Origin of the sequence: Variovorax sp. UMC13 (genome assembly GCF_014170375.1) — a bacterium.
Taxonomy (GTDB): Bacteria; Pseudomonadota; Gammaproteobacteria; order Burkholderiales; family Burkholderiaceae_C; genus Variovorax.
Genome location: NZ_LZZW01000037.1, coordinates 1 through 15,227, shown reverse-complemented (window position 1 = coordinate 15,227; position 15,227 = coordinate 1). Strand labels below are relative to the sequence as shown.

Here is a 15,227-nt window from a genome sequence, read left to right as displayed (position 1 = left end):
TCCCCGCATGTCTTCCCCCAAAGTGATCTTCGGCTTCCACGCCGTGGGCGTGCGTCTCAAGACCGCGCCGAAATCGGTGATCGAAGTGTTCTTCGACGCCAGCCGCCGCGATGCGCGCATGCAGCAATTCAAGGCCCGCGCGCAGGATGCCGGTGTGCGGCTGGTCGAGGCCGACGGCCTGCGCCTGGCCAAGCTCAGCGGCAGCCACGGCCACCAGGGCGTGGCCGCGCGCGTCGAGCCGATCCCGCAGACCCATTCGCTGGACGAACTGCTGGAAGGCCTCGAGGCCGCGGGCACCATGCCGCTGCTGCTGGTGCTCGACGGCGTGACCGACCCGCACAACCTCGGCGCCTGCCTGCGCGTAGCCGACGGTGCCGGCGCCCATGCGGTGATCGCCCCGCGCGACCACGCGGCCGGCATCAACGCCACCGTCGCCAAGGTGGCCAGCGGCGCGGCCGAGACCGTGCCCTATTTCATGGTGACCAACCTGTCGCGCACGCTGGGCGAACTCAAGGAGCGCGACATCTGGTGCGTGGGCACCAGCGACGACGCGCCCGGCACGCTCTACCAGAGCGACCTCAAGCGCCCGCTCGCGCTGGTGCTCGGCGCCGAAGGCGCGGGCATGCGCCAGCTCACGCGCAAGAACTGCGACGAACTCATCAGCATTCCGATGCTGGGCGCGGTCGAGAGCCTCAACGTGTCGGTGGCCAGCGGCGTGTGCCTCTACGAGGCGATGCGCCAGCGGATCAGCCTCGGCTGAGCGCCGAAGCCCCTAGACGTCGAGCCAGGGCGAGCCTTCGGCCGCATTGGCCGTGAGCATCTCGTGCTCGCTGGCGCCCAGCGCCTCGGCCAGCGCCTGGCGCACCAGTTCGGGCGTGTTGTTCTGCTCGCTCAGGTGGGCCGCCACCACGTGCCGCAGGCCCGGGTGGTGCACCGCGCGTGCAATGTCCGCCGCGGCCGTGTTCGACAGGTGGCCGTAGTTGCCGCCCACGCGCTGCTTGAGGAAGCCCGGATAGGCCGAGGTCGCGAGCATGCGGCTGTCGTGATTGCATTCCAGCAGCAGGGCGTCGAGGCCGGCCAGGCGCGCCATCACGTGCGGCGTGGCATGGCCCAGGTCGGTCAGCACGCCCAGGCTGCGGGCGCCGTCGGTGCAGCGCAGCTGCAGCGGCTCGCGCGCGTCGTGCGGCACGGTGAAGGGCTGCACGGCCAGCTCGCCGACCTCGATGTCGAGGCCGTCGCGCGCCAGCTTCAGTTGTCCTTCGAAATCACGTCCCCCCGTCGCGAGCCAGGTGCCTTCGCTCATCCAGACGGGCAGGCGCTCACGGCGCGACAGCGCATGCGCGCAGCCGATGTGGTCGCCGTGTTCGTGGGTGATGAAGACCGCGTCGATGTCGCTGGCCGCGAGCCCGGCGCGGGCCAGCCGCGCGTCGAGGTGGCGCAGCGTGAAGCCGCAGTCGATCAGCAGGCGGGAGGTGCGGCCGCCGCTGGTCGCTTCGACCAGCGTGGCATTGCCTGTGCTGCCACTGCCCAGGCTTCGGAAGCGCAGCATCTAGTGAGTGTCTTTTCGAGGAACACCGCGGAACCGGCTTTGCCGGGCCGCAGGTGTTGCCCCCTCGAAGGGGGAGGGAGAAGCGACACGCAGTGCGCGAAGCCTGGGGGTGGTCACTTCAAATCGTCGGCGATGACCTGGACGATGCGCTGCGCGTTGGCCGTCGTGTCGGGCACGCCGGCTTCGTTGAGCACCGACACCGTGCTGGTCTCGCCCTGGCTCTTGACCAGGATGCGGAACTTGAGCGGCGACTCGTCCTTGCTCGCGCTGCCCAGGCTCAGCAGCTTGCTGAACAGGTTCGGTTCCTTCTTGTCCGGGTTGGGCGTCACGTAGCGCACGAAGTAGGTGCCGGCGCTGCGGTCGCGGTCTTCCACGGTGAAGCCGGTGCGGTCCAGCGCCAGGCCGACACGGCGCCAGGCGCGGTCGAAGCCTTCGTTGATCTGCACGCCCGGACGGCCGTCGATGGTGGCCACGCGCGCGGCGGAGGGCGCCACGGCGGCGCTGGCGGTCAGCGCCTTGGACTGCTCTTGCGAGACGCCCAGCTTGACCATCAGGCGGCGCAGGAATTCGGTCTCGAGTTCGGGGTCGCTGGGGCGCGGCTGCCAGACGGTCTGCTCCTTGCGGGCATCGCTGTAGACCTCGGCCATGCCGCGGTGGCTGACGTAGATCTCGGTGCCGGTGGGCGTGCGCTCCAGGCGGGTGCGGAAGCGGTCGAGTTCGCCGGTCGAGTAGACCGAGTCGAGCAGCTTGCCGAGGGTGCCGCGGATGATGTCCTGCGGCAGCTTGGCGCGGTTCTCGGCCCAGTCGGTTTCCATGATGCCCAGGTTGCGCTGGTCGGTGGTCAGCAGGAAGCCGCTTTCCTGCCAGAAGTCACGCACCGGTTCCCAGAGCTGGTCGGCTGGACGGTTGACGACGATCCAGCGCTGGTTGCCCGAGCGCTCCATGCGCACGTCGCCCAGCGTGGCGACAGCGGTCGGCACGCCCGGGGCGTCGACCTTGCCGGCCTGCAGGCTGTTGGCCGACACCGTGCCGCCGGGAACGGCGTAGCGGTTGTCGCGCGAGAGTTGGGTCAGATCGGGTGGCACCTCGAGCGACGGCGCCTTGCCGGCGCTCTTGTAGTCGATCTTGTCGCTCTCGAAGACCGAGCAGGCGGCCAGGCTGGCAACGAGGGCCAGCAGTGCGAATCGCGATAAATTCTTCAACGTCGTCTTCCTTGGTGGAATGGTTCGATCAAATCGATGGGCCGCGGCGGCCGCCATGTGAGAGTCGGCCGTGCGCAAAAGGTTGCGCCCGCGGTGAAAAGCTCAGTCCTTGAGCAGGCCGGTGGCGCGTAGCGCCGCCTCGACCGCCGGCCGGCTGCCTTCGCTCAGCGGGGTCAGCGGCAGCCGCATCGTGCCGCCGCACAGGCCCAGGCGGGCCATGGCCCACTTGAGCGGGATCGGGTTGGGCTCGATGAAGAGGTTGCGATGCACGGGCATCAGCTCGAACTGCAGGCGCATCGCGGTGGCGACGTCGCCGGCGATGGCGGCCACGCACAGCTCGTGCATCTTGCGCGGCGCGATGTTGGCGGTGACGCTGATGTTGCCCTTGCCGCCGCACAGCATGAGCGCGACCGCGGTCGGGTCGTCGCCCGAGTACACGCCGAAGCGTGCCGGCAGGTCGCGGATCAGCCACTGCGCGCGCTCGATGTTGCCGGTGGCTTCCTTGATGCCGATGATGCCCGGCACCTGGGCCAGTCGCAGCACGGTCTCGTGCGCCATATCGGCCACGGTGCGGCCCGGCACGTTGTAGAGCACCACGGGCAGGTCGCCCACGGCCTCGGCGATGGCCTTGAAGTGCTGGTACTGGCCTTCTTGCGTCGGCTTGTTGTAGTAGGGCACCACCTGCAGCTGCGAATCGGCGCCCACGCCCTTGGCGAACTTGGCGAGCTCGATTGCTTCCTTGGTGGAGTTGGCGCCGCAGCCGGCCATCACGGGCACGCGGCCGCGGGCCTGTTCGACCGAGACGCGGATGATTTCGCAATGCTCCTCGACGTCGACCGTCGGCGATTCGCCGGTGGTCCCGACCACGCCGAGGCAGTCGGTGCCTTCGTCGATGTGCCAGTCGATCAGCCGGCGCAGGGCGGGATAGTCGACGCTACCGTCTTCATGCATCGGCGTGGCGAGAGCGACGATGCTGCCTGTGAGTTGCTCCAAGGGATTCTCTTTTGTCGGTTGGACGAAACCGGAGATTCTACCGACTGGCCGCCGGCCCCTCGAGCGGGCTTCGCGGCGGCGTGCCGGCCGCGTGAACGGCGGCGATCCGCTGCACGAAGCGCGCGGGTGCGTCGAGGAAGCCATCCTCGTAGGCCACGATGCGCAGGCCGGCGCAGGCGGCGATCAGTTCGCCGGGCTGCAGCAGGAAGTCGGGCCGCGAGGGCTTGCCCACCGTCTCGTTGCCGGCCGCGAAGGTTTCGTAGAGCAGCGCGCCGCCGGGCGCGACCGCGGCCACGATGTCGGCGAGGCGGGGGCGCCAGAGGTAGTTCGTCACGACCACGCCGCCGAAACAGCGTCCGGCGTAGGGCCAGGGGCCGTCCTCGATGTCGGCCTGCAGCACTTCGCCATACGCGGCCGCGGCGCGCACCGCCTCGGCGGCGCGGTCGACGCCGGTGACCGGGTGGCCGCGCCCGGCGAACCAGCGCATGTGGCGGCCGCTGCCGCAGGCCACGTCGAGCACGGCGGCGCCGGCCGGGACCAAGTGCGACCAGCGGGCGACCCAGGCGGAGGGAGCGGCAGGGGGCGTGGGGGTGTTCAGAAACAGGCCCAGAGCTGGTCGATCATCGTGACCATGAAGGCCGGCTGCGTGTACATCAGGAACACGCCGCCCAGCGCCGCGGCGGCCGCGGCGAAGCCGGCAATCTGCAGCAGGCGGTGGCGTCGTGCGCTCGTCATGCTCAGGCCGGTTGCGGCACCGGCCGCGCGATGGCGCTTTCCTTGACCGGCAGGTTGATCAGGGCCGCGAACACGCCGAGCGCGATCGCGATGTACCAGACCACGTCGTAGCTGCCGGTGCGGTCGTAGAGGAAGCCGCCCAGCCAGACGCCCAGGAAGGAGCCGACCTGGTGGCCCAGGAACACGAAGCCGCTGAGCATCGAGAGATGCGCCACGCCGAAGATCTGCGCCACCAGCGCGTTGGTCGGCGGGATGGTCGACAGCCACAGCATGCCCATCACGCCCGCGAACACGTAGACCGAGACCGGCGACAGCGGCACGACCAGGAACAGCGTGATCGCGACGGCGCGCGCGAGGTAGATGAAGGCCAGGATCTTGCGCTTGGCCAGGCGCTGGCCCAGCGTGCCGGCGGCATAGGTGCCGACCACGTTGAACAGCCCGATCAGCGCCAGCGCATAGCTCGCGACCTCGGGCGAGAGGCCCTTGTCCTTGAGGTAGCTGGGCATGTGGACGCCGATGAAGACCACCTGGAAGCCGCAGACGAAATAGCCGGCCATCAGCAGGCCGAAGCTGGGGTACTTGAAGGCCTCGATCACGGCCTGGACGATGGTCTGGTCGCGGTGGGCGCCGTCGGTCGCCACGGGTGCGCGACGCGGCTCGCGCAGGCCGATCGCCAGCGGCACGATCAGCAGCACCACCGCGGCCAGCGCCATCAGCGCCGTGTGCCAGCCGAGCCGCGCGATCAGCTGGCCTTCGATCGGCACCATCAGGAACTGGCCGAAGGAGCCCGCTGCGGCGGCCACGCCCATGGCCCAGGAGCGGCGCTCGGCCGGAATCTGGCGCCCGATCACGCCGTAGATCACCGCGTAGGTGGTGCCGGCCTGGGCCGCGCCGATCAGCACGCCGGCCGTCAGCGCGAACAGCAGCGGGGTCGGCGACAGCGCCATGCCGGCCAGCCCCAGCGCATAAAGCAGGGCGCCGATCCAGAGCACGCGGAAGGCGCCCAGCTTGTCGGCCAGCATGCCGGCGAACACGCCCATCACGCCCCAGGACAGGTTCTGGATCGCGATGGCCAGCGAGAAGGTCTGGCGCGTCCAGCCCTGCTCCTGGGTGATCGGCTGCAGCCACAGGCCGAAGCCGTGGCGGATGCCCATGGAGAGCGTGACGATGAGCGCGCCGCAAAGCAGGACCTGCTTGGTCGACAGGGTTTGACCGGGAGAATGCATCCTCTGACTTTAGCCAAGTCCCGGCGCCGATGCCGGGCCCGGCATTGGTGAAATTTCCGCCGCCTTTCGATGAGGGCGGCGCATGGGTGAGGCTCAACGCGCCGGAAAGCCGTGCGGCGCCCGCCAGGCCAGCCACAGCGCCGGCGCCAGCAAGGCGATCAGCGACCACGGCAGCGCGCCCGCGCCGACGCCCTGCAGCAGCAGGCCGCCGACCAGGCCGCCGCCTGCGATGGCCAGGTTCCAGGCCGTGACCACCATCGACTGCGCCACGTCGGCCGAGGCGCCGGCCGCCTGCGCCGAGGCGGATTGGAACAGCGTGCCCGCGCCGCCGTAGGCCAGGCCCCAGAGCGTCACGCCGACGTACACCGCAGGTGCCGATCCCGCCGCCAGGCCCAGGACGAGGGCCGTCAAGCCGAAGACCACCGTGCTGGCCAGCACCAGTTCGCGCAGCCAGCGGTCGATCAGCAGGCCGGTGATCCAGATGCCCGCCAGCGAGGCCAGGCCGAAGGCCAGCAGCACCAGGTCGACCCGCACGCCGGACCCGGCCTGGACCAGAAAGGGCGCGATGTAGGTGTAGAGGATGTTGTGGGCCAGCACGAAGCCCAGCATCACCGCCAGCACCGGCCGCACGCCCGGCAGCAGGAAGACGCGCTTCACGCTGGGCCGCTGGCCGGCCGCCTGGCCGGGGAAGTCCGGCACCTGCCAGCGCACCCAGCCCAGCAGCAGCAGCGACAGCACCGACATCACGAGGAAGGCCGGGCGCCAGCCCACGCCCGTGCCCAGCAGCGTGCCCGCCGGGATGCCCAGCGACAGCGCCAGCGGCGCGCCGAGCATGGCGACCGCGATCGCGCGGCCCTGCATCGAGGGCGCCACCATGCGGCCCGCATGCCCGGCCACCAGCGCCCACAGCAGCCCGGCGAACACGCCGGCGAAGAAACGCGCGGCCAGCGTCAGCGGGTAGCTGTGCGACAGCGCGGTGACCGTGTTGACCAACGCGAAGCCGGCGATCGCCAGCATCAGCAGCGGGCGCCGGCGCCAGCCGCGGGTGAACGCGACCAGCGGAATGGCGGCGAGCAGCGAGCCGAGCGCATAGACCGTCACCATCTGGCCGACCAGCGCGGGCGGGATGGAAAGATCGGCGCCGATCTGCGGCAGCAGGCCGGCCGGCATGGCCTCGGTGAGGATGGTGACGAAGCTGGCGGCGGCCAGCGCGAGCAGGCCGGACAGCGGGAGCCGGGCCCTGGAAGGCGTGCTTGGAAGGGGGAGGGATGACATGCGGCCCACGATAGGCAGAAGCCGACTGCGGAAAAAGAGGGATACAGTTCCAGTCAATGCGGACGTTTGATTCCGCAATGGAGATTTTTCATGGACAGCCTCAGTGGTCTGGCCGTCTTCATCCAGGTGGCCGAAACCCGCAGCTTCGTCGCGGCCGGCCGGGCAATGGGCGTGTCGGCCTCGGCCATCGGCAAGCGGGTGGCGCGGCTGGAAGAGCGGCTGGGCGTGCGGCTGTTCCATCGCAGCACGCGCAGCATCACGCTCACCGCCGAGGGCGCGCTGTTCCTGGCGCGCAGCCGGCGGGTGCTGGCCGAGGTCGAGGCCGCCGAGCAGGAGCTGTCGCATTCGGCGGGCGCGCCGCGCGGCAAGCTGCGCGTGAGCCTGCCGCTCGTGAGTTCGCTGGTGCTGCCGCTGCTGGCCGATTTCATGCGCGAGCACCCGGCGATCGAGCTCGACCTCGACTTCAGCGACCGGCTGGTCGACGTGATCGAGGAGGGCTTCGACGCCGTGGTGCGCACCGGCGAACTGAGCGATTCACGGCTGTCGCTGCGCCGCCTGGGCTCGTTCTCGCAGTGGCTGGTGGCCTCGCCCGAGTACCTTCAGCGTTGCGGCACGCCCGCCACGCCAGCGGATCTGGCGGCGCACGCCTGCCTCCACTACCGCTATCCGGCCACCGGCAAGGTCGAGGTCTGGCCGCTGCGGCCCGGGCCCGACGGCGCCGAAGCCCGGCCGCCGACCTCCATGGTCTGCAACAACATGGAGACCCGGCTGTGCTTCGCGCTGCGCGGACGCGGCATCGCGCTGCTGCCGGACTTCTGCACCCGAGAGGCGCTGGCCGCGGGCCGCCTGCAGCGCGTGCTGGTCGACCACATGCGCCCGCATGCCATCGGGCTGGGCGTGCTGTGGCCTTCGGGGCGCCATCCCTCGCCCAAGCTGCGGGCCTTCGTCGACTTCCTGGGTGCCCACATGTTCGCCGCGGACGCCTCGGCTGTATGAACATCCAGTTGTTTCAACTTCACTGACTACAATCCGCCCCCATGGCGACTCCTCCCAAGACCCCTCCCGCATATTCCGAAGGCTCGATCCGCGTCCTCAAGGGCCTCGAACCCGTCAAGCAACGCCCGGGCATGTACACCCGGACCGACAACCCCCTGCACATCATCCAGGAAGTGCTGGACAACGCCGCCGACGAGGCGCTGGCCGGCTACGGCAAGAAGATCAAGGTCACGCTGCACACCGACGCGTCGGTGAGCATCGAGGACGACGGCCGGGGCATCCCCTTCGGCCTGCACCCCGAGGAAAAGGCCCCGGTGGTCGAACTGGTGTTCACCCGGCTGCATGCCGGCGGCAAGTTCGACAAGGGCTCGGGCGGCGCCTACAGCTTCTCCGGCGGCCTGCACGGCGTGGGCGTGAGCGTGACCAACGCGCTGTCGACGCGGCTCGAAGTCGTCTCCTACCGCGAAAGCTCGGTGGCCCAGCTGGCCTTCTCGGCCGGCGACGTGATCGAGCCGCTGGTGGTGCGCCCGCAGACCGGCGGCGACCGCAAGCAGGGCACCACGGTGCGTGCCTGGCCCGATGCCAAGTACTTCGAGGTCGCGACGCTGCCGATGCACGAGCTCACGCACCTGCTGCGCAGCAAGGCCGTGCTGATGCCCGGCGTGAGCGTCACGCTGGTCAACGAGAAGACCAAGGACACGCAGACCTGGCTCTACAAGGGCGGCCTGCGCGACTACCTGATGCAGACGCTCAATGGCGAGCCGGTGATCCCGCTGTTCGAGGGCGCGGGCCATGCCGACAAGAACGCCGACAACTTCGCCGAAGGCGAGGGCGCCGACTGGTGCGTGGCCTTCACCGAAGACGGCCAGCCGGTGCGCGAGAGCTACGTCAACCTGATCCCCACCAGCGCCGGCGGCACGCACGAGAGCGGCCTGCGAGACGGCCTGTTCACGGCGGTCAAGGGTTTCATCGAACTGCACTCGCTGCTGCCCAAGGGCGTGAAGCTGCTGCCGGAGGACGTGTTCGCACGCGCTTCGTACGTGCTGAGCGCCAAGGTGCTCGACCCGCAATTCCAGGGCCAGATCAAGGAACGCCTGAATTCGCGCGACGCGGTGCGGCTGGTGTCGAGCTTCGTGCGCCCCGCGCTCGAGCTGTGGCTCAACCAGCACGTCGACTACGGCAAGAAGCTGGCCGAACTGGCCATCAAGGCCGCGCAGACGCGCCAGAAGGCCGGCCAGAAGGTCGAGAAGCGCAAGGGCTCGGGCGTGGCCGTGCTGCCGGGCAAGCTCACCGATTGCGAGAGCAAGGACATCAGCCACAACGAGGTCTTCCTGGTCGAGGGCGACTCGGCCGGCGGCAGCGCCAAGATGGGTCGCGACAAGGAGTCGCAGGCGGTGCTGCCGCTGCGCGGCAAGGTGCTCAACACCTGGGAGGTCGAGCGCGACCGGCTGTTCGCCAACACCGAAATCCACGACATCTCGGTGGCCATCGGGGTCGATCCGCACGGCCCCAACGACAGCCCCGACATGAGCGGCCTGCGCTACGGCAAGGTCTGCATCCTGTCCGATGCCGACGTGGACGGCTCGCACATCCAGGTGCTGCTGCTCACCCTGTTCTTCCGTCACTTCCCTAAGCTGATCGAAACCGGCCACGTGTATGTCGCGAAGCCGCCATTGTTCCGGGTCGATGCACCCGCGCGCGGCAAGAAGCCGGCGGCCAAGGTCTATGCGCTGGACGAGGGCGAGCTGGTTGCCATCCTGGACAAACTGCGCAAGGATGGCGTGCGCGAAGGCGCCTGGAGCATCAGCCGCTTCAAGGGCCTGGGCGAAATGAGCGCGGAACAATTGTGGGAAACCACGCTCAATCCCGACACGCGCCGCCTGCTGCAGGTCGGCCTCGGCCGGCTGGCCTTCGGCGAGACCGAGGGCGAGATCACCAAGCTCATGGGCAAGGGCGAGGCCGCGGCGCGGCGCGAACTGATGGAAATCCGGGCCGACGACATCGAGGTGGATGTCTGAGCCTGCGCTCCCGCATCCCCTGCGAATCACGATTGGAACGCATCGCTTGAACGCCGTGAAGAAGTCCGCGACGCACGCCCGAGCCCTGCTGGCGGGCCTCGTGCTGCTCGCCGCGCAGCCGCTGGTGCATGCCGCCGACATCTACGGCTATGTGGACGAGCGCGGTGTGGCGCATTTCGCCTCCGAGAAGCTCGACGCGCGCTACCAGGTCTTCTTCAAGGGCGGGCAGGACTTCGACACCGCCCAGGGCATCGCGCCGCTGGGCATCGCGCGCGCGCCCAAGGACGTGCGCGGCGGCGCGGTGCCGCCCGCCGCCCAGACCCTGCTGGCGCTGTTCGAGGCCTCGCCCAGCCACAAGGCGGCCAAGGCCGCGCTGCACGAAGCCGCCTCGGCGCACGCCATCGATTACGAACTGTTGCAGGCGCTGATCGCCACCGAGTCGGGCTTTGACGCGCAGGCCGTGTCGCCCAAGGGCGCGATGGGCCTGATGCAGCTGATGCCCGGCACCGCCCAGCGCTACGGCGTGCGCGGCGACAAGCGCGCCACGCTCGAGAAGAAGCTGTTCGACCCGCGCACCAACATCGCGGCCGGCTCGCGCTACCTGCGCGACCTGATCGCCCTGTTCCAGGGCCAGATCGAGCTCGCGCTGGCCGCCTACAACGCGGGCGAGGGCGCGGTCCAGCGGGCCGGCAACAAGATCCCCAACTACCGCGAGACGCAGGACTATGTGCGCACCGTGCTGCAGCTCTACGCCTACCTCAAGCCCGGCATGGGCACGGCGCGCGGCGGCCAGGCGCCCGGGCGCGTGCGCATGGAAATGATCGTGCCCGAAGGCGGTGCCGCGGGCCGCGGCAACCTGCCGCCCGTGCAGCCCTGGCGCATGCCGGCGCTGCCGGCCGTGCCCGAGGCTGCCTCCGAATCCGCGCCGGCCGCCACCGAATAAACAGACAGACAGAGTCACCGAGAAGCAAGAAAGACATGGACGAACAACCGACGCTCGACCTCCAGAGCCCCGAAGATCCCAGCAAGCTGACATTGGCCGACTACGCGCAGACCGCCTACCTCGAGTACGCGCTGTCGGTGGTCAAGGGCCGCGCGCTGCCCGACGTGAGCGACGGCCAGAAGCCGGTGCAGCGCCGCATCCTGTACTCGATGTCGCGCATGGGCCTGGGCTTCGGCGGCGCCAACGGCACGGTCGGCGCCAAGCCGGTCAAGAGCGCCCGCGTGGTGGGCGACGTGCTGGGCCGCTTCCATCCGCACAGCGACCAGGCCGCCTACGACGCGCTGGTGCGCATGGCGCAGGACTTCTCGCAGCGCTATCCGCTGGTCGACGGCCAGGGCAATTTCGGCAGCCGCGACGGCGACGGCGCCGCGGCCATGCGCTACACCGAAGCACGCCTGGCGCGCATCACCAGCCTGCTGCTCGACGAGATCGACGAGGGCACGGTCGACTTCATCCCCAACTACGACGGCAGCACCGAGGAGCCGCGCCTGCTGCCCGCGCGGCTGCCCTTCGTGCTGCTCAACGGCGCCAGCGGCATCGCGGTCGGCCTGGCCACCGAGATCCCGAGCCACAACCTGCGCGAGATCGCCGACGCCTGCGTGGCGTTGATCAAGGCGAACGGCAAGCTCAGCGACGAGGAACTGCTGCAGATCGTGCCCGGCCCCGACTACCCCGGCGGCGCGCAGATCATCAGCAGCGCCAACGACATCGCCGAGGCCTACCGCACCGGCCGCGGTTCGCTCAAGGTGCGTGCGCGCTGGAAGATCGAGGACCTGGCGCGCGGCCAGTGGCAGCTGGTGGTCAACGAGCTGCCGCCGGGCGTGAGCACGCAGAAGGTGCTGGAAGAGATCGAGGAGATCACCAACCCCAAGGTCAAGGCCGGCAAGAAGGCGCTCACGACCGAGCAGACCAACCTCAAGGCCGCGCTGCTGTCGGTGCTCGACGTGGTGCGCGACGAGTCGAGCAAGGACGCGGCCGTGCGGCTGGTGTTCGAGCCCAAGACCTCGCGCATCAGCCAGGAGGAGTTCATCACCACGCTGCTGGCGCAGACCTCGCTGGAAAGCTCGTCGTCGATCAACCTCACGATGGTCGGCATCGACGGCAAGCCGGTGCAGAAGTCGCTGCGGCAGATGCTCAACGAGTGGATCGCCTTCCGCGAGATCACGGTCGAGAAGCGCTCCAAGCACCGCCTGGGCAAGGTCCAGGACCGGATCCACATCCTCGAGGGGCGGCAGCTGGTGCTGCTCAACATCGACGAGGTGATCGCGATCATCCGCGCGGCGGAGGACCCGAAGGCCGCGCTGATCGCGCGCTTCAAGCTCAGCGAGCGCCAGGCCGAGGACATCCTCGAGATCCGGCTGCGCCAGCTCGCGCGGCTCGAAGCCATCAAGATCGAGCAGGAGCTCAAGGGCCTGCGCGAGGAGCAGAAGAAGCTCGAGGACATCCTGGGCAGCCCGGCCGCGTTGCGCCGGCTGCTGGTGAAGGAAATCGAAGCCGATGCCAAGAGCTTCGAGGACCCGCGCCGCACGCTGATCCAGGCCGAGAAGCGCGCCGTGGCCGAGGTCAAGGTGGTCGATGAGCCGGTCACGGTGATCGTCTCGCAGAAGGGCTGGGTGCGCACGCAGAAGGGCTGGGCCAGCGAGAAGGCGGCCGCGGGCGGTGCGCCGGTCGAGTACAGCTTCAAGTCGGGCGACACGCTCTACGGCGCCTTCGAGTGCCGCTCGGTCGACACGCTGCTGGTCTTCGGCACCGCCAAGGACAAGGGCGTGCGCGTCTACACCGTGCCGGTGGCTTCGCTGCCCGGCGGTCGCGGCGACGGCCAGCCCGTGACCACGCTGATCGAGCTCGACAGCGGCACCCATGTGGCGCATTACTTCGCCGGCCCGGCGGGCGCGCAGCTGCTGCTGTCGAACACCGGCGGCTACGGTTTCATCGCCTCGATCGAGAACATGATGTCGCGCCAGCGCGGCGGCAAGGCCTTCATCGACGTGGGCGAGGGCGAGCAGCTGTGCCGGCCCTCGCTGGTGGGCGGCGCCAGCGGCGCCGAGCCGCAACCGGCGGCCACGCACGTGGCCTGCGCCTCGACCGGCGGCCGCATCCTCACCTTCGAGATCACCGAACTCAAGGCCCTGCCCAAGGGCGGCCGCGGGCTCACGCTGATCGACCTCGAAGCCAAGGATACGCTGGCCGGTGCCGCGGCCTACACGCGCAGCGTGAAGATCGAGGGCCTGGGGCGCGGCGGCAAGGAGCGCGACGAGACGCTGGAGATCCGCTCGCTCAACAACGCCAAGTCCACGCGCGGCCGCAAGGGCAAGGCGGCCGACCTGGGCTTCAAGCCGACGTCCATCGTGCGGGTGCAATGACCATGGGCGGCCTCGATATCAGCACGCTGGGCATGGTGGTGGCCGTGGCCACGGGTCTGGGCAGTTACTTCCTGGGGCGGCATTGGCGCAAGGGCCGCGTGGCGAAGAAGCAGGCGCGCGAACGCGCCGCGCTCGAGGCCACGCAGTCGCGCCAGGTGCGGCGCGCGCGCGAGCGCAGCCAGCGCCGATGAGGTGTGCGATGTTCACAGGTGTGGCATCTTTCTGACGTCGGCCGGTCAGAGCCCATGGCAATAATGGGTGCAGGAAGAAGGAGCACCTACACATGGACAAGAACGACGACAACCTCGATGTCACGGCCAAGCTGGCGTTCGACCTGAACCTGGCGCTGTACTTGGATCTGGTGGCCGTCCTCGAGAAGTCGGGCGTGGTCACCTACCGCCAGATGGCCGCGCGCATCCTGAGCATCAGCATGGACGCGCAGGACGACGGCGATGCGCCCTTGTCGAAGGCACTGGAAGGCATCGCCAAGGGTTTTGCAGGGCAGGGCGACGGCCTGTCGATCGGCCTGATGAAGGCCGCGCACGACGTGCGCAACGACGAAGCCATGGGCGACATCCCCATGCGACCCGACGAGGGCTGAGAACCGGGGCAGGGGCCGCTGGCGGCCCGCCCTTCGCGTGTTCTGACGTGCATCGCGCGTCCTGACCGACCCGGCGCTGCCGGGCGGCGGCGGATCCTCCATTTCAACGACGGCTGGAACGCCCGGCCTTCACTGCATGGAAGCGATCACGCCTGAAGCCATGAAAAGACTCTGGGAACTCGACGCCGCGCGCGGCCTGATGCTGGTGCTGATGACCATCACGCATGTGCCCTCGCGCCTGACCGATCCGGTAGGGCAGCCCTTCGGCTTCGTGTCGGCGGCCGAAGGTTTCGTGCTGCTGTCGGCCTTCGTCTCGGGCCTGGTCTACAGCCGCATCGGCTACACCCAGGGCGTGGCCGTGATGCGCCAGGCCTTCTGGCGCCGCGCGCTCAAGATCTACTTCATCCAGGCGGCCCTGCTGCTGTTCCTGTTCACCGTGATCACCGGCGTCGGGCTGCAGCTCGACCAGCCGGCGGTCAAGGAGATGGTGAAGTACTACCTCGCGCACCCGCACGACGCATTGACCTTCTCGCTGCTGCTGGTCTACCAGCCGGCGCTGCTGGACATCCTGCCGATGTACATCCTCTTCATGCTCGCGAGCCCGTGGGTGATCGCCTTCGCGATGCGCCACGGCTGGCAGTGGCCGATGGCATTGAGCGCGACCTGGTGGGCGGCCTCGCAATTCGGCACCACCGAATGGCTCTATGGCGTGACGAGCAGCGCGCTCCATCTGCCCGTGCCCTACGGCGAGACCGGCGCCTTCGACACCTTCGCCTGGCAGTTCCTCTGGTTCGTCGGCATGTGGCTGGGCGCGAGCCGCAATGCGCCGGATGTGCGGCCCTTCGTCTTCCCGAAGTGGCTGCTGGGTCTGGCGCTGGCCGTGGCCGGCGGCTGCTTTGCGTGGCGGCACTTCGGGCCGACCGGGCAGGCGCCCTTCGGCGACGACGCGGGGCTCAACCTGCTGTTCGACAAGTGGCACCTCGGGCCGCTGCGGCTGGTGAACCTGGCGGCCCTGTGCATCGTGGCCATCCGCTTCGGACCGCCGCTGCTGCACCGGCTGCCGCGTCCGCGCTGGCTGGAGGACATGGGCTCGGCCTCGCTGCCGGTCTTTTGCGCCCATCTGGTGGCGGTGTTCGTGGTGGTGTCGCTCACCGGCGGCGGCTATGCGGCCTTGCCCTATGGCGCCGACCTCTGGGTGCTGGGCGGCGTGTTCGTCGGCCTCTACGCGGTGGCCCGCGCGGTGCTGCGCTGGGAGGGCGGCGGGGG

The 15,227-nt window shown here is 69.5% G+C and carries 15 protein-coding genes; 8 read left to right on the top strand and 7 right to left on the bottom strand.

What is annotated here, in order from left to right; translation table 11 throughout:
• The first annotated feature begins 7 nt into the window (after positions 1-7).
• A complete protein-coding gene (gene rlmB / locus A9977_RS31465) occupies positions 8-760 on the top strand; it encodes a 23S rRNA (guanosine(2251)-2'-O)-methyltransferase RlmB (protein WP_183028756.1) in 753 nt (250 codons plus the stop codon).
• Between the two features lie 12 nt (positions 761-772).
• Here rlmB and A9977_RS31460 read toward each other — a convergent pair whose 3' ends face one another.
• From A9977_RS31460 to A9977_RS31430, 7 genes are all read right to left on the bottom strand, one after another.
• On the bottom strand, positions 773-1,549 hold the full coding sequence (locus A9977_RS31460; protein WP_183028755.1) for an MBL fold metallo-hydrolase: 777 nt from the start codon (positions 1,547-1,549) through the stop codon (positions 773-775).
• A gap of 113 nt (positions 1,550-1,662) precedes the next feature.
• On the bottom strand, positions 1,663-2,751 hold the full coding sequence (gene bamC / locus A9977_RS31455; RefSeq protein ID WP_259652241.1) for an outer membrane protein assembly factor BamC: 1,089 nt from the start codon (positions 2,749-2,751) through the stop codon (positions 1,663-1,665).
• Positions 2,752-2,853: 102 nt separating this feature from the next.
• On the bottom strand, positions 2,854-3,780 hold the full coding sequence (dapA, locus tag A9977_RS31450) for a 4-hydroxy-tetrahydrodipicolinate synthase (protein WP_405054721.1): 927 nt from the start codon (positions 3,778-3,780) through the stop codon (positions 2,854-2,856).
• 1 nt (position 3,781) lies between these two features.
• Positions 3,782-4,285 (bottom strand): bifunctional 2-polyprenyl-6-hydroxyphenol methylase/3-demethylubiquinol 3-O-methyltransferase UbiG, encoded by a 504-nt coding sequence (locus A9977_RS31445; protein ID WP_259652240.1) that lies wholly within the window; start codon positions 4,283-4,285, stop codon positions 3,782-3,784.
• Between the two features lie 53 nt (positions 4,286-4,338).
• Positions 4,339-4,479, bottom strand: a complete 141-nt coding sequence (locus A9977_RS31440; RefSeq protein WP_183028752.1) for a hypothetical protein — start codon at positions 4,477-4,479, stop codon at positions 4,339-4,341.
• 2 nt (positions 4,480-4,481) lie between these two features.
• Positions 4,482-5,705 carry an MFS transporter gene (locus A9977_RS31435; protein ID WP_183028751.1) on the bottom strand — a complete coding sequence of 408 codons (1,224 nt, stop codon included), beginning with the start codon at positions 5,703-5,705 and terminating at the stop codon, positions 4,482-4,484.
• A gap of 93 nt (positions 5,706-5,798) precedes the next feature.
• The gene (locus tag A9977_RS31430; RefSeq protein WP_183028750.1) at positions 5,799-6,980 is read right to left on the bottom strand and encodes an MFS transporter; all 1,182 of its coding nucleotides are present in this window, start codon (positions 6,978-6,980) and stop codon (positions 5,799-5,801) included.
• A gap of 90 nt (positions 6,981-7,070) precedes the next feature.
• On the opposite strand from A9977_RS31430, the gene A9977_RS31425 reads away from it, so the two are divergent.
• The 7 genes from A9977_RS31425 to opgC all read left to right on the top strand — a co-directional run.
• Complete coding sequence (locus A9977_RS31425; RefSeq protein ID WP_183028749.1) at positions 7,071-7,976, top strand: LysR family transcriptional regulator; 906 nt, start codon at positions 7,071-7,073, stop codon at positions 7,974-7,976.
• A gap of 41 nt (positions 7,977-8,017) precedes the next feature.
• Positions 8,018-9,994, top strand: a complete 1,977-nt coding sequence (locus tag A9977_RS31420; protein WP_183028748.1) for a DNA topoisomerase IV subunit B — start codon at positions 8,018-8,020, stop codon at positions 9,992-9,994.
• Positions 9,995-10,040: 46 nt separating this feature from the next.
• Complete coding sequence (locus A9977_RS31415) at positions 10,041-10,937, top strand: lytic transglycosylase domain-containing protein (RefSeq protein WP_405054719.1); 897 nt, start codon at positions 10,041-10,043, stop codon at positions 10,935-10,937.
• A 35-nt stretch (positions 10,938-10,972) separates the two neighbouring features.
• Positions 10,973-13,360 (top strand): DNA topoisomerase IV subunit A, encoded by a 2,388-nt coding sequence (gene parC, locus A9977_RS31410; protein WP_183028746.1) that lies wholly within the window; start codon positions 10,973-10,975, stop codon positions 13,358-13,360.
• A 2-nt stretch (positions 13,361-13,362) separates the two neighbouring features.
• A complete protein-coding gene (locus A9977_RS31405) occupies positions 13,363-13,551 on the top strand; it encodes a hypothetical protein (protein WP_183028745.1) in 189 nt (62 codons plus the stop codon).
• Between the two features lie 92 nt (positions 13,552-13,643).
• A complete protein-coding gene (locus A9977_RS31400) occupies positions 13,644-13,961 on the top strand; it encodes a hypothetical protein (RefSeq protein ID WP_183028744.1) in 318 nt (105 codons plus the stop codon).
• Between the two features lie 160 nt (positions 13,962-14,121).
• On the top strand, positions 14,122-15,227 hold a 1,106-nt coding region (opgC, locus tag A9977_RS31395; RefSeq protein WP_183028743.1), incomplete at its 3' end, for an OpgC domain-containing protein.

Bases quoted from the DNA above. Each gene is read 5' to 3' on its own strand.
- rlmB (WP_183028756.1), top strand. From the start codon at position 8: ATGTCTTCCCCCAAAGTGATCTTCGGCTTCCACGCCGTGGGCGTGCGT.
- A9977_RS31460 (WP_183028755.1), bottom strand. From the start codon at position 1,549: ATGCTGCGCTTCCGAAGCCTGGGCAGTGGCAGCACAGGCAATGCCACG.
- A9977_RS31440 (WP_183028752.1), bottom strand. From the start codon at position 4,479: ATGACGAGCGCACGACGCCACCGCCTGCTGCAGATTGCCGGCTTCGCC.
- A9977_RS31435 (WP_183028751.1), bottom strand. From the start codon at position 5,705: ATGCATTCTCCCGGTCAAACCCTGTCGACCAAGCAGGTCCTGCTTTGC.
- A9977_RS31430 (WP_183028750.1), bottom strand. From the start codon at position 6,980: ATGTCATCCCTCCCCCTTCCAAGCACGCCTTCCAGGGCCCGGCTCCCG.
- A9977_RS31425 (WP_183028749.1), top strand. From the start codon at position 7,071: ATGGACAGCCTCAGTGGTCTGGCCGTCTTCATCCAGGTGGCCGAAACC.
- A9977_RS31420 (WP_183028748.1), top strand. From the start codon at position 8,018: ATGGCGACTCCTCCCAAGACCCCTCCCGCATATTCCGAAGGCTCGATC.
- parC (WP_183028746.1), top strand. From the start codon at position 10,973: ATGGACGAACAACCGACGCTCGACCTCCAGAGCCCCGAAGATCCCAGC.
- A9977_RS31405 (WP_183028745.1), top strand. From the start codon at position 13,363: ATGGGCGGCCTCGATATCAGCACGCTGGGCATGGTGGTGGCCGTGGCC.
- A9977_RS31400 (WP_183028744.1), top strand. From the start codon at position 13,644: ATGGACAAGAACGACGACAACCTCGATGTCACGGCCAAGCTGGCGTTC.